Here is a 19723-nt window from a genome sequence, read left to right on the forward strand (position 1 = left end):
TCAATGTTCCTTATTCTTAGATAAATTAGCTGCTTTATCAGCATCATACCACCAACTATCCACGCCTATTGCATAAGTGGGTTGGATGTCTGGTTGCCCAAATTTATTCCAGTAAGCATAAAATGTTTGGCTATTATACCACATGGGGATCATGGGGTATTCTTGAGTAAGAATACGATCAAGCGCTCGTCCTAGTGGGATTAATGCTTCTTGATTATCGACATTCTTGGTGATTTCGGCGATGATACCGTCAATGGCTTGATTATGTAAACCTGATCCATTCCATGACGAATTAAGATATTCACTCCCCCAAAGAATCATCAGATCTGACGTTGGATAATTCACTGCCCCATAATTACGAGCCATCATATCATAATCACGTTCACGCATACGGCGTAAGTGTTGAGCCGAATCTAACAACGTAATTTTCATATTAATACCTAATATTGCTAAGCTTTGCTGAAATGGAATAGCATATTTAATATCTTCACCAAGGTAAGCAATAAGTTCAAATTCAAAAGGTTGCTTAGTTTTGGCATTGACAAGCACGCCATTTTCAATCTTCCAGCCAGCTTGATTGAGTAATTGGGCTGCTTTTAATAAATTTTCACGATTAAAACCCTGACCATCACTTTTAGGCAATGAATAAGCATCACCAAAAGCACGTTCAGGGATAATATCTTTATAGATATTCAGCCATTTTAGCTCCTGTTCGGTAGGGGTTCCTTTTGCAGCATAAATTGTATTTTCAAAAAAACTGGTCGGTCTTTTATAACTGTTATAGTAATAAGCACGATTTAACCATTCAAAATCGAATGCTAACGTAATTGCTTCACGAACTTTAATATCTTTAAACAGATCTTTTTGTAAATTAAAGGCTAACCATCTGGTGTCGGTTGCAGTTTTTATCGGCTTTTCCTGCTTGATGATATCGTTTGTGTCAAAATAATGACCTTGATATTGCGTAAACCAATTTTTAGGTTGGGACTCACCCCGAAAATCATATTCACCGGCCTTAAAGGCTTCTAATGCAATACTGCTATCCATATAATATTCTATGCGTTTTTCATCAAAATTATCTAAACCTCGATTAACGGGTAAATCTTTCGCCCAATAATGAGGATTACGGCGATAAATCACGTATTGCCCCATTTTAAAATCACTAATAAAATAAGGCCCACTTCCAACCGGTGGGGTCGTTAAGGGTTCTGAAAAATTATGATGTTGCCAAAAATGTTTTGGAATAACGCGCATATTGCCGACAAATGAAAGTAATTTTTCACGATCGGATTTTGGCAATTCAATACGAACTCGATAAGTATCTAAGGCTTTAACCGTCACGCCTTGATTATAGACTTTATATTGAGGCACACCCTCAGTCATAAATTTATTAAAGGTGAATTCCACATCTTCAGCAGTGATTGGCTGATCATCTTGAAAACGTGCATTAGGATTAATTAAAACTTCAGCCCAACGATAACTATCAGAATAAGTAATCGACGTTGCTATCAATGGATAAAAGCTGGTGATATCATCTGCGGTATTCGTAAAAAGGGTATCATATAGTGCACCTGAATTTTTTTCGGGCGCACCACGACTGGCATAGCGATTGAAATTATCAAAGGAACCAATCTCAGCTAGTTTAATAATTCCACCTTTTGGCGCATTTGGATTCACATATTCTAAATGTTCAAAATTGTCAGGATATTTAGGTTCGCCTAATAACGAAAAAATAGATTTATGATAAATCTGTTCGCTCGTTTGAATGACGTTACGCACTGCTATTTGCTGACGACTATCCGAAGACTGCTCAACAGCTTGTGACGCTTGTTGCGTTGCTTTGTCTTCTGTTTGATTGGCATTAACAGATTGAGGAATAATGACAAATCCACTCATACAACAAGCAATGAGTACTGATTTTATTTTGGGTTTGATTTGACGAATCATCCTAATTTAATTCCTGTTTTAATCAATTTTAAATTTATTTGTTAGCGCAAAATTTTATTGTCATCGATAATGACTAAAATTATTTACCCTCAACAGTTAAAATATTCTATTTTGCCAAACTTCAATTAAGTGAGCAAAATCTAAATATTAGCACTAAATTCACCCAGTACAACCACCATTATAATCTGACTAATTAATTAATCATCAAAAAAGTTTAACATTTACTTTATGTTTCAGTATAAAAGATTTTGTTTCATTTTTATACTAAACAGTATTATATTAACAAACTAAATTTTTCGAAATTTAATGAAAATTATTAAGTTAAATAAGCATAAATAATAAAACGGACAAAACAGTAGCAAAACAATCAAGGAATACATTTAGTGACTCAGCCATTTTATCAATATTGGGGCAAATGCCATCAAAGTTCAGACAACAGTAGTTATCACTTACTTGCTTATCATAATTTAGATGTCGCCGCGAGTGGTTATCAAATAGTTAAACAAAATTTATTTAATTCATCACAATTATTTGAACAAATTGGCTTTTCTGCAAAAGATGTCGATCAAGCAGCGCTTTGGTTTGCTTATTTTTTGGCTTGGCATGATATTGGTAAATTTGCGAATGGATTCCAAGCATTATTTAAACACAATCATCCACAGCTTGTCAGCGTCGATCCATCTAAAAGCTATTATTCCAGACATGATTCGCTTGGTTTTTGGTTATGGAATAAATCACTTAAACACCAACCAAATGTTAAGCTTGAACAGCATAGTGAAGATATTGATGATTTATTTGACACATGGCTGCTTATTATGACGGGACATCATGGCAAGCCACCAGAACGAGGTGCAGATGGCAATTTATCATTTAATGAACAAGATAAACAAGCGGCTTTAGACTATATTATCGCACTGAATCAATTGTTTATTGTCGATAACAATTTAGCACACTATCCTTGTCATTTTTTTGATAAAAATTATCATAAAAAATTAAAACAAATAAGTTGGTTAATTGCGGGTTTAACCGTAATTAGTGATTGGCTTGGTTCAAATGAACAATTTTTTCCGTTTTGTTCACAGCCCATGCCACTTGATGAATATTGGCACAATCATGCGATGTTGAAAGCAGAAAAAGCCATTGCCACTTTACCAACAGCATCGCCAATCACTCCTTTTATTGATATTAAAAATTTGTTTCCTTTCATTGAAAAACCAACACCACTACAACACCAAGCGTTAACCTGTCAACTTTCTGATAATGGTGCAGAACTTTTTATTATGGAGGATGTGACTGGTGCAGGAAAAACGGAAGCGTCAATGATTTTAGCACATCGGCTTATGACAGCTAAAAAAGCACAGGGTATCTATATTGGCTTACCAACGCAAGCAACAGCTAATGCTATTTATCAGCGTACCGCTCAAGTCTACGAACAATTATATCAAGCGGATAGCCATCCTTCGTTGGTACTGGCTCATGGCTCTAGCTATATGAATCCGCATTTTACTCAAACAATTTTAAATCACGATGAAATTAGCCAGCAAAAATACCCTAAAGGTGAACAATCGGTGAGTGGAGAATGTAATGAATGGTTTGTTGATACTCGAAAAAAATCGTTATTAGCTGAAGTAGGAGTTGGCACGTTAGATCAAGCGTTAATGGCAATTATGCCTTTCAAACATCAATCGTTACGTTTATTAGGATTACGCCATAAATTACTGATATTAGACGAAGTTCATGCTTATGACAGTTACATGGTAAAATTACTCGAAAACTTATTACATTACCATGCGTTACAAGGTGGCAGTGTTATTATTTTGACAGCAACATTACCTTTATTTCTGCGTCAAAAACTACTCGATGCCTTTTATAAAGCCTTAACTGGCAATAAACAAGCTTTAAAATTAGAACAGTCATTACCTTTTCCACTTATGACACAGCTTAATCATAACGGCTTAGTTGAACAAGCGATTGAAACCCGACCAGAAGTGAAACGCCAAGTAAATATCGAATGGATTAACAATATTGAAGCAGGTATAGACAAAATCAGCAAAGCTATACAACAAGGTAAAATTATTTGTTGGATCAAAAACAGTGTACAAGATGCAATTAGTCTATATCAACAAATTCAACTCAACTTACAACTGGATCATACACAAATCCTACTTTTTCATAGCCGTTTTGCCTATTGTGACCGTTTGGACATTGAAGAAAAAACATTACAATGGGCAGGAAAAACATCCAATCATCAAATCCGTGCAGGAAAAGTCATTATAGCAACACAAGTGATCGAACAATCCTTGGATCTTGATTTTGACGAAATGATCAGCGATATTGCCCCGATAGATTTATTGATACAACGAGCTGGACGTTTACAGCGACATGTTCGCGATAAACAGGGTAATATCAAGCCATATGATGAAAAAAATCAATCGTTAGATGAACGCCATCCCCCTTCCCTAACCGTACTTGCCCCAGATTGGCAAGCTGAACCAAACGCGAATTGGCTTAACGAACCAGCCTTTCGAAATACCAGTTATGTTTATCCTAATCCGGCTCATTTATGGTATACCCAAAAAATACTATCCGAGCAAGGTTGCATTAAAATGCCGGATGATGCAAGGCAATTAATTGAATTCGTTTATAAACAAAATCTTGAACCACCAGCAGGATTACAAAAAGGTTATTATGGTGCTCAAGGAGCTAATTTAAGTAAATCGTCAATCGCCAATCAAAGCGTATTAAATTTGAATGCAGGTTATAAGCGTGATTCAACAAATGGATGGGATAACGAAGTCGAAGTAGCGACTCGTTTATCAGAAGATAGCGTTGATATCTATTTAGCTTATCAACAAAATGAAAAAATTATTCCTTACTGTAGTAATAGCGAATATGCCTGGGAGCAAAGTCGAATTTCGCTAAGACGTGCAAAATGGGAAAAAATCAAAAATCAGATTCCTCAACTGGATCAAACGAGTTTAGAAAAACTCAGACAACAAATACACAGACCAACAGCGATAATTGTCTTACTCAATGAAAAATCAGACTTTTATTCTAAAGAATTGGGGTTTATCTAGGAAAAATTTTTATTCGATAACGGTACTTATTCATTATTTACGTATTTTTTGATAATTATCTGTTTACTTCTCAAAATAGGTAAAAAGGAAGAATGTATTAATTGTTTAATTTTTTTAGCGATAGGATTCGTAGGATATTTTAGGATTATGGTTTTAAAATTTATTTTATGTAAACCTTTTCATAATAGCTTTTAAACTACACATTGCTGGTCATGAGTGTTTTTATGTATATAAGAAGCGACTAAAATCAGTTACGATATTGTTTGATGCAATAGATGATATTTTGTGTGTAAAAAAGATTGTGAGTTGAATATTTGATACCATTAATCATAAATTTCACTGTTATTTTAACCAACAAAGTTAATCCTTAGTGTTAAGGATTAACTTTTTAGTTTTCGTTAACAGTCATTATCAATTTTTGGTTGTTTAAATTGAAAGTTTGCTGTTTATATTTTCATGTCAGAAATCAGCTAAGATTTAGCTTAATTTTCATCTTTCCAACATTTTTTGGTAATTGGGTAATGTTTAAAATAACCATAACCAAAATTTATTTTTGCCATATGCCCTTTATTTCCTTGACTCTTCCATGCATCATATTCTTTTTTCGGATTTTTTCCTCTAATTATTATCGCACTGTAACCTCGTCGCCAATCTTTGTTTGAGTAATAGGTTCCATCACAATGATAAGTAGGTAGTTTGATATCAGAATAGGCATGGTTGGCTAATGCTTCACAGTAATCTGGTAATTTTGCAATGGTTCTTATACTATCCCCTTTTTTATCTTGCAAGTTGTTTAATTCGTCAGCTGTACAATCTGTTTTTTGGTTTGGAATAATATCGTTGACTAGGTTATTTAAATTTTGGTCATCATTATCAACCGGACACATTGCTAAAAAAGATTTTCTTGCTGTTAGCGTTTTTGTCCAATTGAAAATCCCTCTGGTAATTACTTTTATTGAGAAGAATTTTTTAAGATAAGATGTACATTCACTCGGCCTTGTTACTGAAGATAAACATAAAATAACACCACAAGCTAGTGCTTGGTCATTAGAAAGATCTTTTTGGTTTATATTAAATCGATTTTTTTTGTCATTAGTAAAATGAGTCAGGTTATCTGATATTCCCACGTTTTCGCGATAGTTTATATCGTTTGTGTTAGCAGGACTTGAGCTTGTAACTATTTTTGATTCTTTAGTTTCGGCAAGCCTATCGATTATACTTCTGTCATCTTCTTTTAAAGATGGGTTGTTTTTTTCAATGAGTTGTATTTTCTCTTTTAGATCGCTAGCTTTGAGCTGATCTGTTGGTGATATATGTTCTTTTGACATAATTGTTTTATATTCAAACCGGTATCTATCTAAGTCTTCTTTTTCATCAGCAAAACTGTTTAATGAAAAAAAAGCAGTCAATATGATAATTGTCTTGAAATAGTTTATTTTTTTCATAATATTACCTGCTTTTATAGTAATTGAATGTTATCAATTTCGTTTTTTGATATACATTTGTGTTTCATTGTTTTGTTCATTGAATAACATCTTTTAATACGCTTATTATTCGTTATTTTTAGATGTTATCGCTGGTTTTATTTAGTTTTATTATTTTATTGTTTTCCTATTCCCATGTTATTTTTTAATAACATATGTTTTACATTTTATTTTGATTTTACAATCTTATCCCCCTGTTTTCCTGAAAATATAAATGTGACAAATTCATTTTTATCAACCATTTCTTCTGTTACAAATTGGCATTTAATCCCTATTTTTCTGAAATAATTTTCATAGAGATAAATATTTTTTTTGTTGCCAATTATTTTTATTGAATCGGCATGAGTTGCTAAAAAAATGACAGTTATTTTGTCTGACTCTTTAATTGGCTCGCCTACTACAGTATAAATCACTGATTTATCTTTAAAGTCCTTTATAATTTGTTCATTAGGTGACAGTCGACTTGTCGGATATCGAAATAGTTGATCTTGATATACAGATTTATAGTTGTCACTATTCAATTTAGGTGGTTTAGGTGGATTTGAACAACCTGTTAGGTATCCTATTAATATAATTAATAACCCTTTAATTAAATAACTTTTCATAATCGACATCCTTAAAATAGACTTCTGTAATTTTTCTTGAACCAGAAAAAGCTGACATTTGAATGACTACATCAATTGATAACCCTATCATTTTAGCAACAGTTTTATCACTTAATCCCACGGCTTTAGGATTTTCCATTACATTAGTCACCATTTTTTGAAAAGTCATTTCAACTGTAGGTGAATGATAAGAACATAGTGTTCCATTGTGGCCACTACCAATTACTTTAATGAGATCTAAGGCGACTTGATCTCGTATTTCAGCCAGTAGAATTCTGGTTGGTTTTAATCGTAAACATGCTTTTAGTAATTTTGATGGCGTTACCGGATCTTCTTCTTTGTATTGGCTATCATAGAAAAGTTGGGCATAGTTACCATGATTAAAAAAGGCTAATTCTTCTGTATCTTCGATAGATATTAACCGTGCATTTAATGGTATAAACTCCATTAAGCTTTTCATGAAGGTCGTTTTTCCCGATCCTGTTTCACCACAAAAAATGATGTTTTTGCCCACAGCTACGGCTTTTTTTATAAAATCGACGAAATTTCTGCTAAGATAAAGTTCTTTTAACTCTTCATCATCTCTACTTTTATCACCAAATGCTTTGATATCATTAAATAAACCTTGTTCAACATACTTTTGATACGGTACATTGGTTTTATGATTTTTTCGGATATCTACAATTAAGTTTTTAGATGCGGGTGCATAAACTAATTGTATTCTTTCACCACTGATTAATGTCCCACTTAAAAAGGGGTTAGTTTCACCCAATTTTGTATTATTGTAATTTGCCGCGGTCGTCGCAAAAGATTGTAAAAGTGAACCTGGTTTTTTTATATCGTTTTCAATCGATTCTTTTTTTATCCATTCATCGTCGGTTGTTTCAACCCACAATGCACCGTCAGGATTGACACAAATTTCTTTTATTTTCGGATCTGATAGGTATTTTCCAAATAAAACTTCTGTATTTTCCCAAAAAATAGTATTCATCATTTTCTGTACTCTAATTTATAAACATCACTAAAATCAATATCTTGGTTAGTGTAAATACCAACACTATCACCATGATTACGATATATTGTTGGTGGAATATCAACATTTTTCTCAATTATCGATTTAGCAACATCCGTTCCACCTTGAGTGGTATTATTTAAATCAGTAAAAGTGTGTTCTTTTTGTAATCGTGATGCAGCAGCACTTGACAGATCACTCATCAAAGAAACTAACACAGCATTACCAAAACGAGTCCAAAAATGATTATCAACCCAACCACTAATACCTTGGCCACCTAATACATCACTCGCCCCTGAATCAATTCTTATTATTAAATTATTGGGTGTTCTGATCTCTTCCCATAAAACAAACACTCTATCGTCACCTTGATTAACACTGGCTCGTCTGAAGGCTCCATTAACTATTGAACCCTTTTCTATAAGTAAGGTCGTACCATTTGCCGAATAAACATCATCACTGATAATGCATCCAACATCACCACTAATTTGGCTAATCAATGCTGTTCTTAATGAGCATTTAATAAATGTTCCCCTATAAATTGATAAATTAGGATTAAGTTTTAATACTTCCGCCTTAACAATTTTGGTACTTTGTTTGTTTTTTTCGTTATCACCAGAACTTTGTTGTTGAGGTGTTGGTTGAACTATTGGTTGGGTTTCTTGTTGTTTTACATTGTTATCATCACCTTTAGCTAATCCGAAACGCCCTTTTATAATTATGGGTTTTGATGGTATTTCAATTTCATTTGGGTCTGAATCTTCTGAATCAATCCCACTTTCTGGATCATTCGGGGATAAAAGATTATCAGGATTCCTAGTATTTCTTGTAATATTAAATGGTCTATTATCAACAGTAACAACTTCGGGCTCGGAGTTTTGTCTATCAGGTTGTATTGATCTTTTAAGCGATAAAATTCCCCTCGCTAACAAAAATAACACAATAGCGATGATAACCATCAACATGAAGATTGTTTTAAATGATATTCCTTTTGATTTTTTCTCATTTTTCAATTCATCAGCGATATTCGATTTCAAATTTTCTTCATTTGACTCCATATTATTTTGATTGACACTCATTTTCTATCCTTACTGGTTGATCACTCTGATTACGTTATCGCTTATTGTTGTTTTATATTCTGGTTTATAGGTTCCATAAGACTGATTAAAAATCCCGACAACCTTGTTACCATTTCTTAAAATTAATTTTTCTGCCACTTTATGAACTACTAACGTTCGGTAATTATTTAATACATCGGCTCGCATATTGTAGGTGAGCATTTCTTCTGATTTATTTTTATTCACCAAAAATACACTTGGGATCTCTTTTTCATTGGAAAACCCTAAAAAGGTTAGTATGCCATCATCATAAACAAAATCCGGTACAATACTTTCACTTCCTTTATTAACAGATTTGTAATAATTCCAGTTCACAGGTGTACTTAACTTGCCTAATGATTTTGTTATAAGTTGTTTGTTTTTCTCTTCTTGATATATTTTTGCTTTTCTTATATTTTCATTTTTTATGGCTAAGGCTCTATCCTTCGGATAATTAAAGCGTACAATAAAAGAGTTATTATCTTGTTTTTCATCTATCATTAATTGGAATGAGTATTCCCTTCTATCGGTAATCACAATTAAATTAGTATTCCAATCTGGTGATGAAGGTTTGTAAAAAGTCCCTTCCCCATTGTCGATAGGTTTGGGCATAATGATTAAATAATTATTTTGTATTTTATGTTGCCAACCCTCTTCAAAACCGGTGGTTACATATTGTATGTATTCATTATCTGAAAATTTTATAGTTGTGGTGTAACCATCTACCGCAATGATTTTAGTTACATCATCATTATTATAGTCAAGCTCTCGAACACGATAATCAAAATTAGATTTTGGGGGATCGGTTTCGGAATATGCATTAAACGTGATTAAAACTATTAGAAATGTAATCAGCTTTTTCATTAAAATTACCTATTTTCTGTATCAACGGTGTAAGATAAAATTTGAAATCCTAACGGATTGGATGTTCTATGATTTAACGCTAGTGATAAATTTGGTTTATAGTCATACGCTATGGTAGCAAAGATTCTTTTGCTCACTCTTTCATTGTTAGCTAGGTTTACCCTAGTCAATTCTGCCCGTGCAATAGCAGTCTTCGTGTTAGTCTCTCCTTCACTTACCCCCAAATTTATAGACAAAATTTTTACTTCGATAGCATAACCATCCCCATACAATTTGTAGGGTGCATTATCTGCGTTAAATAAGCCGATGTACTGCCGATTAACATTTGCTGATCCATATAATTGCACTCTTTCATAATCTTGTTGAAGAGTTTCATAAACATATTTTTCACGCAATTCAATATAATGGGCTATCCAAAATCGATCGAGTGCTTCATCAGGGGTAAAGGATTGATCCGTTAAAGATGGAATAATATCAGTATAGCCTGTGTTGTTATCGATTCGAATAACATAGGGTTGAGTTTCCTTCAGTGGTAATAAAAATGCAAATGACCCCGTTAACACTAAAGAATATAAGATAAAAATACTTGCCACTATCCATGCTAATTTTTTAGATTTTTCCTGATTCTGAATAATATTTTTTTCAAAAGTTAGACTTTCTTTTGTAAGTTCATCTATAACATGTATACTTTTTTTGTCTGACATTTACTTCGCCTTTATATTTTCTATTAGTTGATAAGTAATAATGTCACTGTTTACCGCTTGTAATTGGTTATTTTCTAGAGGAACAGTATTTTTTCTTTTAACACAGCCAACTACTAACGTTAATAAAAATAGAGAAATTATCATTTTTTTCATTTTTTGCTTACCTTATCTTTTAATTTTTTTAATGCTTGTACTGCTTTTTGAGCATTTGCCATATTGAAGGTATTAGATGCATCCATGAGAGAGCCACATGTAAATCCTGTGATTGATTCGGCTAATCTTTTTACATCTGACATAATGTAATAAAAGAAAATAGCAAAGAGTACACATGCTCCTGAGGCTATTGAAGCGGATAAACTTTTAAAAGTTTCTGTGTCGGATATTGTTTTTACAAATGATGACATTATCGACATCATCATCCCTGCTAACATCATACTGACCATTGAACCTACTACAGAAGATAACCATCCTTCAAATACTTTTTTCGTACTTTGAAACGATAACGATAAAATTGCTAGCGGTGTAAAGAGCAATGCTAAAGCTAAAATAATTTGTGCTGTCAATAACATAAAAAGACAGCTACCAGCCATAATAAAAAAGCCAGCCCAAAATAGTACTAATATAAATGGTTGTACAAAGATGCTTGTATCATCTATAATTGGGGAAATTGTCTTATTATACTGATCTGTCAGTCCATCTAGCTGTGCTATTGCACCTCCATTTATTATCAAAATCTTTTTAACTTCGTCTACAATATCTAAAATAGTTTTTATCCAACCTGATGCGTCAAAAGCAATGGTTGTCACAATAGATACTATTAATATTTTCTGATAGCTCTCTGCTATCACAAAGGCCTTGTTCCCTATAGCAATATCAATACACTTAAACGTAACCCATAACAGCATAATTGATCCAAATATTTCACTAATTGCATCAAGTAATTCGGTTATATTAGGGGCTTTAACTTGCTCAAGCGTTGTATCAACTAGTGTTTGTAGCGAACTAAATACTCCAGCCATCTGAAGATATCTCCCGTCTTATTCGACTTTTTTCAACAACAATCAGGCATTCTTTAAATTTTTTAAAATAACATTGATATCTATATTGTTAACAATAATAAATAGCAAAATGATAAAGAATACCTAATCTAACTTTATTTAGAGTTTTTAAAAACCATCAAAACTAACGATATTTTTATTTTTTCTTTTCAGCTCATTTTCCAAACGTTGAAATGCTTCAGTACTCGGACGTAAATTGAGTTCTTTTCTAATTTTTTCCTTTTGTTTATCGATTAACATTTGATTGGATTGGAATTGTTTTTGTGTAAGTTCTAATTTTCGATCTAATAATTCTAATTGATTGTTAAATACTGTGATTTCATTATTGATATCTGTACTGTTTTTAACAGTATCAGATTGTGATACTTCATCAGCTAGTTTTCCTATTTTTTCCGAAATGACATTTATTTGTTCATTGACTTTTTCCATCGCAATATAGTTAGCCGCTAAGTTCAAATTCTCTGATTTACAAAGATTAACCAATTCTTTATGGTTATTTACACATCGACCATTAAGGTCCAGTTTTGAAGCTAATGCATTAGATTCTTTTGAAAATTTTCCACTAACTATTGAGTCATAGTTAGGCATAATTTTATCAATTGAACTAATATCCTTGACCAATGTTTTGACATTGAAATTTTTAACTTGATCTTTCACACCGCTTAAAGTACCTAGTTGAGCCTGACCTAAAGTAAGATTACTATTATGGAAGCTGTTTGTTGATTGCCATTGTTGTAGTTTTTCTTGCCACTCATTGAGTGCTCTTATACTGGCTGCGCCATCAAATACAGGAACACCTCCAGATAATGCGTTATAAGATATAAAGCATAAACTTAACATTAATAATTTTGTTTTTTTCATTGTTTCCTCTCCCTTTATTGATTCATATTTTCAGCTTGTAATAATTGACCTAATTTTTTAATCCAGATTTGAGCGTCATCTGTTTCTGCTATTAGTTTATCGGCGACTGCTCGTTCTGATGAACCAATGCTCAATATACGTAAATTCTCACCTAGGCAACCTAAATTTAATCGACAAACGATACTTTCAGGTTTTCCGGTATCGACACTGGTTTTTTTCACTAAAAATTCTCTATCTGCTTTTTTCAAAGTCTTTAGCAATTGAAACTCTTTTTCAGTAAATTTTAGACGTTCAATAAAATAATCTTCCCGATATACTTTTTCTGGCATAACTATTTTAGTTTCTGTCTGTGTTAATAGTACTTTGTATGTTTTGGTATGTTCAATCGAAGTCAGATCTTGTGTTGCCCCACCAATAAATCCTTGTAGTTTACGGATAACCCTAAACAGATCGTCGATCATGTTGTCAACCGTAGGACATTCTGCATATTTTTGTATTTCGTCGATAAAAACACCAATCCGTTGACCATTTAATAACAATTTTATTTTGTGGAGAATGTAAAACATTAACGGATCCAAGATTTCCTTATCATCTAAAAACTCTGTGCCATCAATGCCAAAAGTATTGTATTTTTCGATATCAAGATCATCTATTTCATTATCAAATACCCAACCTAAAAAACCATTTCGGCTCCATTTTTGTAGTCTTTCATGAATCGATTTTTCTCGTTTATCCTCTGCCTGCTCTATGTCCAATGTTTGAAGTAATAAAGAAATACCAAAACTTCTTTTGCTTCTTTCTCGGGACATGACTTGATTAACGGCTCTATATATCTCTTTATCTTGTAATACAGATACAGGACCACCGTCTAATGAGCAAAGTAGTTTAATAAATGAAACTAAAAAATTAATGTTTTCTTGCGTGCTTTCAAGCGCAAAAGGATTTAGATTGGTATTGAAACCTTTTCTGAGACTAATGTATTTTCCACCTAAGGCTAACATATGCATTTGAACAGCCCTATCTTTATCAAAATAGATAAATCTAAATTTTTTGGTTTGTTCTAATACATTGGTTTTAAACGATGTTGGACTATTAAATTTTAAACTTTGTTCCAATATCCAGGATGCAAGAACCGTTTTACCGGCACCTGTTCCACCAATGATCATGAAATTACCGACTAGATCTTTACCCAAATCATTAGTAAATGCGTTTTCTTCATGAATATTGAAATAATAGGGTTGTCCGCTTCTAGTTTGTAATACCGTTAGCGCGTCTCCCCAACAATTGCCGATTCGTTTACCAGCTAAAAAATTGTGTAATCCCGTTGTTCCTGCAAAATTTTTACTGGTGATTTCAACAACGCGTGTTCGATATTTAAAATTTGAAGGCAACTGCGCAAAGAAATTAGGTTTTAATGATATTGTGCTATCTTGTGCAATAAACCCTTTATTATTTAAAGATTGTATAATTTCTTTTGATTGGTTTTGGACTTGCTCAAACGTATTGGCACGGATAAATACATTGAAATGGTATTCTCCAATTGAAATATTGCCACTTGCTAAATCATCAATAAATAAATCAAGGGTCAATACTTGTGAAACACCATCATCGTTTGATGATTCAAATTGATTTTTCTTCCTTTTTATTAAATCCACTCCTTTTTTGGCTGATAAAATAGAAAAGGATTGCGTTATACAAATATCTATCGGTAAAGCGAGAAGAAAATCAAAGATACCTTGATTGGTTTCGTTAGAATAAGTTTTTATTTCAACGCATTTTATATATTTAGTTTGATTATTTGACTTTGCGATAACTGTCTGTTCACCAAAATAATAATCAGACGTGGCTAATAGGTTGGATAACCTTGTCGGTTCGATTATTATCGGTCGATCAATACCACTTAATATTAAGTTATATAATTCAATCAATTCTGAATAAACATAGTCATTTTTGCTATATAACCCTAGTCGCCTTGAGCCAAATTCAGATAATCCTTTATCAAATCTGAAACAGAGATCTTTCATTTGTAATAAGTTATTATCAATGAAATCCTGTTTTTCTTTGACATTAATCGATTTTTTCCCTATCAATTTTGTAATTATACTGGTAATGAAGCTATCTGCTTTATCTTGTAAATCCGCGCCTTTCATCACCAAAGAAACATAAATAAAAGTCTCTTTATTTTGCTGACTTTTTAGGTAATCGAGATATCGATTATTATTTTCTTCAGCAAACCAAAACCCCGTAAAATCACCGCCTATTTTGATATCTGTATTTTTTTTGATGACATTTACATATATTGCTATGTTTTCATTTGAAAATGAGCGAATAAAATTATCAAGTTCATTTTTTCTGATATCAAGTTCATCATCACCTTTTGTTTCAAAGGAAATACCTTTTACTTCCCATGTCGCCACTAAATCACCATTTTTGTTAATAATAATGTGATTATCGATATGACTTGAGTAAGGTATGTTTTTTTCGATAGTTGAAAAATGTTTTAAATTAATATTATTATCCACTTTTATTGCCCGATAAGACGATGATGTTACATAATCTATATTATTGCCATATAGCTTTTTACTTTGTGACAAACTGGCCGTTCCGCTTGAAACCAATAATTTCTTTCCCAATATAGAAAAAAACATTTCATCCTTTTTATTTAAAGCAACACAGGTAATAAAAAGAAAAATACCTAAACCGACAAAAAAGTATGAAATAAACATACATAACATAACAGTTAACCATGCAATAAATATGATTAACTGCAATGGTAATCCTAATATTAATGCAGGTCTGGTTAATGCCTTGTATAAAATATCTTTTTCCATTTATTTGACACTTATCCAAAGAAAATCGTAATGAATTCTGCCGCTCCACCTGCAAATGCGACTCCAATCACCCATTTAGAACACTCTTCCCATGTTTTTGATCCTCGCCAAACTAAAACACCAACAATGAGTCCTGTTATAAGAAATACAATTCCTACAATGGCATGTATCGAACTTTGCAGTTCTTTCATACCACTTTCGGTTTTAGAAAGTCCGGCAGCAAAACTTGGATTAGTAATCAAAATCCCAATTGACAACCAAAATAATTTTTTGATTAATTTCATTTTATTCTTTCTCCTTTAGTTCATATTGATTGTTTTTTTCAAAAACGATTCTTTTTTCTTGTGATTAGAAAAATTTTTTACTTGATTAGTATTTTTAACATTTGATGATCTAGCAATTTGTGTTGATGGTTGATTGTGATGATAATTTTCAACTTGATTTTTGAGTTGATAAAATTGGTCATAATTAAAATTGATAACAACATTTTCTTGCTTGTTAGCATAAGATGTTAAAAATCGTTCAACATAGCTATTATTAAAATCACGCTTAAAACCAGTTTTATCATTGCCACTGTAATAACAGCTCAATGCTTTTCCTATATCTTGATAATTTGAGTAACAATCTTTCAATATGACACTTGATAATTTGATGTTGTTACAAGGCTCTACCGCATCAAGAACAGGAATATTAAATCGATGAAGATTTTTGATATTGATTTGAGCAAGACCTACCGAATAATTTTTGTTTCTTTTTTCTAAATCATTAATAGTGTGCCAAAAATCATTTAAAGAGGTAGGTTGAGGAACAGAAGCGCCCACAACACCTATAGCATAAGGGTTATAACCGCTTTCTAATTGAATTAATGGTTCTAATAAATCAGAACTTACATTTAAAGCACAAGCTGTTAAAAGCGTAACTAACTCCACTTCCTCATTTCCTTCTATTCCTAATATAATGATATACGATTACAAATTATTGTAATTTTTTATTATTTTATTTTTTGTTTATAGTTATATGATTTTTATTAATTTATTTTTAAAATCGCACAAATCGCTAATTGAAACGAATTTGTAAAGATGGGTCGTACTATAATAGCTATTTTCGATATTTTCAGTTCTAATTTAGTAAATTTTGTAATTATAATTGTTGTTTGTTAATTATTATCTTTACGAAATATAACGATTTTTTTTGGAAAAAGATAACCAAAAACTAGACAGAATAAGCTTTTCACTATAGTTATTGAAACGTAAAAATTTTTTAGTACGTACGTTACCATTATGTTTTTTTTGAAATCGTTATCACAAATTGTTAATCTTTAATCACTTCATGATTTATAATCGTTGGTTGAGCGGTAGGATTACTTTCGATGTCAATCATTATTTCATCAGATAGGTTTTTATCTTTTTTAAGTTTGGATGCTAAAAAATCTTCTAATCCTGTAGTTTGATTAAGTAATTCTTTATCGACAGTGGTCTCATTTTTTTTCTGTTTTTTGACTGGTTGTTTTTCAACCTTGTTTTTTGGTGTTGTTTTTTTGTAGGTAAGTTCCAATCTAGGTGCTATCTGTAATACTTTATCTAATTTAGATACGATTATTGGGCTACTATAAGCTAACTTAGGCAAGCCTTCTAATCCGATAATTAAGCCACAGCGTTTCGGTAAATTCTGTATAACACTCGTTTCAATATAATTGGCTTTTTGTTTAAAAATGGTTGTTTCTTTGCTTGCCATTTCTACGTTTGCATCATTTAAGCTTAAAGTTCTTCTTTCTACATCTTTTAGCGTTTCTGAAGTTAAATTACTTGCCCATTCCGCACTGTCTTTTATATCAAGTTTATATATCCATCTTAGTCCAACATTGTCGAGCATGATATTTTTGGTCGATGCAGGATCAAGATCTTGGCTTGACCCAACTAGATCACCTAACGATTGGTGAGTATAGATAATATTTGCTTTTTTATCTCGTATTGTTCCCATCATTTCTAACGTATTTTTAGATAAAATATATCGAACTTCATCAAGCATGATATTAATGTGTGTTAAATCTTGTTTTCTGTCCCTTTTTTCGATGATCTGCGTTATTCTCAATAGCAACATTTTTTGTAACATAACAACATTTTCATCTCGTAATGATCCTGTTATATATAACATGCCGGGTTTATTGCCTGATATAATGTCTTTTAAGTTAATCCCTTTATCAGTTTGAATACACTTTAATTCAGATAATTCTTCAAGCTGACCAAAAAAACTTGAACCTTGCTGTTTTAGGTCATTAGGTAGTTTATTCCATTTTTCCATAATCGTGTTGATGTTGATATTATCTGGTTCATCCTCAAACTGATTAGCCAATTCACGACATACTTTTCTATCACCAATTTTATAAAAGTCAGCATTTGTTCCTGTTCTGCCAAGTCCAAAACCGGCTACAAATAATTCATTAAGTTCTGTGACGGTAATATCTTGGAATATATTAAATTGAGGCTCTGCATCTCGATTAAGATCTATATAAAAGAACTGATCTTTCTTTGATTTATTCTTGAAAACACTATAAGCCCATTCGTCGTTTTTAGGATCGAACCATACATTGAAATCATTATAGTTTTCGTAACATTGGATAAATACAGATGTTGCTAATACACCTTTACCACTTCCCATTTTTCCGATTATTTGTACGTTAGTTTCATTCCATACACTTTTTTTATAAAATATGGGGGTCGATTCATCATCAATACCAAGAAATAACGAATCTTTTTGTTTCGCTTCTTGATAATAATCTGATGGATCGTAAATATCGACTTCATTAAATTTTAAATCTTTAACATCTAATAAACTACCGCTTCTTAAATCAGATTTTTTAATATTTGAAATCATTGATTCATTAACTTTTTTATCTAATTCTGAAAAAAACTGTTTTGTATATTTATGGTAGATAATCAGATAACAAATGACAGCTAAAGCAAATGCGACAGCTATCCATGCGATACCATAAACATTATATTCACTAAAAAGATAGTATTTATAGTATTTTAAGTTAATCATTTTACCTAAACTTAAAAAGTAAAAGATTATATTTAATAATAAGTTAGCAAAAATGATAAAACAAAAAACAATTGATAAATAGTTTAAAATAACGCCAAATAGTCTGATGAAAAAGATATTGCTGACAGGGTTATCATAATTGATATATTTGAACGCAAACTTTTTTCTTTTTTTTCCATCGACTGAAAGTTCAAACTTCCCTTCATCTCTTGTCGTAGAAATCATGCCTAATTGATATATATTTTGAGTGATTTTTAATGAAAAAAATATGAATGAAAATAGGAAGAACCAGATTAAAAATAGCATTTCTGCACTATGATAAAAGAAATTCGTTGAAAAAAAGTTCAGAAAATTGGCTAGTTTTATACTGTAAAAAGATTTCATACTTTTACCCATTAAAGATTTAAAACAACTTCAATACTGCTGTTTAATGATTTTGTTAGAACGGTTATAAACAATTGTTCATTTCACTTTCAATTTATTATTTTTTTATTAATTATTACCAAATTGGTTAGCTAATCTATTGACGTAAGTCGGTTATTTTTTCGAAAAATAGGATAGGCATCAAGCTGTTTTTGGATAAGATTTGTGATGAAGTGAGCGATAAAGTAAATTTTAATGCAGTGAAATTTACTTATATTAACCTTTTGTTTTTCATACAATAGACTTAATTTCTTATTGTCATTGATAAAATTACGATATGATTATTTTGCTAGATTATTAACGTATTTCAATGCTTCCTCAATAAAATGTTGTACAAGATTAGCGTATAAATGTTTGATGATTCCATCATTCAATCCAAATTCATTAGCTTGTTGTTCTCGTTTTTCAAGCATACACTCAAAACCTCCACTTGCGTAAATATCAGAAGTCTTCTTTTTAAATTACTGGCTTGTTTGACCTGTTCAAATCGATATGCCAAGAATTTAATGATAGTGTTATCAATATTGTTGATTTTGTTTCGAACATCATGAATTTTTACAATTATTGGATTGGTGATAAAGTCGACATTCAATTGTCATGAATAAGATCCTAAGGTTGATATTACTTTCATCGTACAAAAACCAATAACTTTGCAGTTGTAATTAAAAAAATTATTTGTTCAACTGATCGCTCATTAAATTTCAATTAGGGGGAATAT

General features: G+C 31.7%; 15 protein-coding genes. 1 reads left to right on the forward strand and 14 read right to left on the reverse strand.

Annotated elements, in window-relative coordinates; translation table 11 throughout:
* The gene (locus ACGH6R_RS05445; RefSeq protein WP_411599104.1) at positions 1-1947 is read right to left on the reverse strand and encodes an extracellular solute-binding protein; all 1947 of its coding nucleotides are present in this window, start codon (positions 1945-1947) and stop codon (positions 1-3) included.
* 383 nt (positions 1948-2330) lie between these two features.
* On the opposite strand from ACGH6R_RS05445, the gene cas3 reads away from it, so the two are divergent.
* On the forward strand, positions 2331-5024 hold the full coding sequence (cas3, locus tag ACGH6R_RS05450) for a CRISPR-associated helicase Cas3' (RefSeq protein ID WP_411599105.1): 2694 nt from the start codon (positions 2331-2333) through the stop codon (positions 5022-5024).
* A gap of 482 nt (positions 5025-5506) precedes the next feature.
* Here the strand turns inward: cas3 and ACGH6R_RS05455 are convergent, their stop codons facing one another.
* The 13 genes from ACGH6R_RS05455 to ACGH6R_RS05515 all read right to left on the reverse strand — a co-directional run bounded on the left by ACGH6R_RS05455 (position 5507) and on the right by ACGH6R_RS05515 (position 19418).
* Positions 5507-6469: a TrbM/KikA/MpfK family conjugal transfer protein gene (locus tag ACGH6R_RS05455; protein WP_411599106.1), complete on the reverse strand. Its 963-nt coding sequence runs from the start codon at positions 6467-6469 to the stop codon at positions 5507-5509.
* Positions 6470-6675: 206 nt separating this feature from the next.
* Positions 6676-7113, reverse strand: a complete 438-nt coding sequence (locus ACGH6R_RS05460) for a hypothetical protein (protein WP_065559001.1) — start codon at positions 7111-7113, stop codon at positions 6676-6678.
* Positions 7094-8107 (reverse strand): P-type DNA transfer ATPase VirB11, encoded by a 1014-nt coding sequence (gene virB11, locus ACGH6R_RS05465; protein ID WP_081299148.1) that lies wholly within the window; start codon positions 8105-8107, stop codon positions 7094-7096. Before virB11 ends, ACGH6R_RS05460 begins: the two co-directional genes overlap by 20 nt.
* Positions 8104-9204, reverse strand: coding sequence for a TrbI/VirB10 family protein (locus ACGH6R_RS05470; protein ID WP_411599107.1), 1101 nt, complete (start codon positions 9202-9204; stop codon positions 8104-8106). Before ACGH6R_RS05470 ends, virB11 begins: the two co-directional genes overlap by 4 nt.
* Positions 9205-9213: 9 nt before the next feature.
* Positions 9214-10086: a P-type conjugative transfer protein VirB9 gene (gene virB9, locus ACGH6R_RS05475; protein ID WP_267378325.1), complete on the reverse strand. Its 873-nt coding sequence runs from the start codon at positions 10084-10086 to the stop codon at positions 9214-9216.
* Positions 10087-10091: 5 nt separating this feature from the next.
* Positions 10092-10790 (reverse strand): virB8 family protein, encoded by a 699-nt coding sequence (locus tag ACGH6R_RS05480; RefSeq protein WP_411599108.1) that lies wholly within the window; start codon positions 10788-10790, stop codon positions 10092-10094.
* 149 nt (positions 10791-10939) lie between these two features.
* Positions 10940-11809 (reverse strand): type IV secretion system protein, encoded by an 870-nt coding sequence (locus tag ACGH6R_RS05485; protein WP_267378329.1) that lies wholly within the window; start codon positions 11807-11809, stop codon positions 10940-10942.
* Between the two features lie 147 nt (positions 11810-11956).
* Positions 11957-12709 (reverse strand): type IV secretion system protein, encoded by a 753-nt coding sequence (locus tag ACGH6R_RS05490; RefSeq protein ID WP_267378332.1) that lies wholly within the window; start codon positions 12707-12709, stop codon positions 11957-11959.
* Between the two features lie 14 nt (positions 12710-12723).
* On the reverse strand, positions 12724-15540 hold the full coding sequence (locus ACGH6R_RS05495) for a VirB3 family type IV secretion system protein (RefSeq protein WP_267378335.1): 2817 nt from the start codon (positions 15538-15540) through the stop codon (positions 12724-12726).
* 11 nt (positions 15541-15551) lie between these two features.
* Entirely contained in the window at positions 15552-15824 is a 273-nt protein-coding gene (locus ACGH6R_RS05500; RefSeq protein ID WP_267378338.1) for a TrbC/VirB2 family protein, read from the reverse strand.
* Between the two features lie 15 nt (positions 15825-15839).
* Positions 15840-16469 (reverse strand): transglycosylase SLT domain-containing protein, encoded by a 630-nt coding sequence (locus ACGH6R_RS05505; protein WP_411599109.1) that lies wholly within the window; start codon positions 16467-16469, stop codon positions 15840-15842.
* 382 nt (positions 16470-16851) lie between these two features.
* Positions 16852-18582, reverse strand: a complete 1731-nt coding sequence (locus tag ACGH6R_RS05510) for a hypothetical protein (RefSeq protein WP_411599110.1) — start codon at positions 18580-18582, stop codon at positions 16852-16854.
* 704 nt (positions 18583-19286) lie between these two features.
* Positions 19287-19418: a hypothetical protein gene (locus ACGH6R_RS05515; protein WP_411599111.1), complete on the reverse strand. Its 132-nt coding sequence runs from the start codon at positions 19416-19418 to the stop codon at positions 19287-19289.
* Positions 19419-19723 lie beyond the last annotated feature (305 nt).

The sequence above is a fragment of the Gilliamella sp. CG13 genome, from assembly GCF_046635805.1.
Taxonomy (GTDB): domain Bacteria; phylum Pseudomonadota; class Gammaproteobacteria; order Enterobacterales; family Orbaceae; genus Gilliamella; species Gilliamella apicola_I.

Excerpts from the sequence above, each read along its gene's own strand:
- ACGH6R_RS05445 (WP_411599104.1), bottom strand. The coding sequence starts at position 1,947 with ATGATTCGTCAAATCAAACCCAAAATAAAATCAGTACTCATTGCTTGT.
- ACGH6R_RS05455 (WP_411599106.1), bottom strand. The coding sequence starts at position 6,469 with ATGAAAAAAATAAACTATTTCAAGACAATTATCATATTGACTGCTTTT.
- ACGH6R_RS05460 (WP_065559001.1), bottom strand. The coding sequence starts at position 7,113 with ATGAAAAGTTATTTAATTAAAGGGTTATTAATTATATTAATAGGATAC.
- virB11 (WP_081299148.1), bottom strand. The coding sequence starts at position 8,107 with ATGATGAATACTATTTTTTGGGAAAATACAGAAGTTTTATTTGGAAAA.
- ACGH6R_RS05470 (WP_411599107.1), bottom strand. The coding sequence starts at position 9,204 with ATGAGTGTCAATCAAAATAATATGGAGTCAAATGAAGAAAATTTGAAA.
- virB9 (WP_267378325.1), bottom strand. The coding sequence starts at position 10,086 with ATGAAAAAGCTGATTACATTTCTAATAGTTTTAATCACGTTTAATGCA.
- ACGH6R_RS05480 (WP_411599108.1), bottom strand. The coding sequence starts at position 10,790 with ATGTCAGACAAAAAAAGTATACATGTTATAGATGAACTTACAAAAGAA.
- ACGH6R_RS05485 (WP_267378329.1), bottom strand. The coding sequence starts at position 11,809 with ATGGCTGGAGTATTTAGTTCGCTACAAACACTAGTTGATACAACGCTT.
- ACGH6R_RS05490 (WP_267378332.1), bottom strand. The coding sequence starts at position 12,709 with ATGAAAAAAACAAAATTATTAATGTTAAGTTTATGCTTTATATCTTAT.
- ACGH6R_RS05495 (WP_267378335.1), bottom strand. The coding sequence starts at position 15,540 with ATGGAAAAAGATATTTTATACAAGGCATTAACCAGACCTGCATTAATA.
- ACGH6R_RS05500 (WP_267378338.1), bottom strand. The coding sequence starts at position 15,824 with ATGAAATTAATCAAAAAATTATTTTGGTTGTCAATTGGGATTTTGATT.
- ACGH6R_RS05510 (WP_411599110.1), bottom strand. The coding sequence starts at position 18,582 with ATGATTAACTTAAAATACTATAAATACTATCTTTTTAGTGAATATAAT.
- ACGH6R_RS05515 (WP_411599111.1), bottom strand. The coding sequence starts at position 19,418 with ATGCTTGAAAAACGAGAACAACAAGCTAATGAATTTGGATTGAATGAT.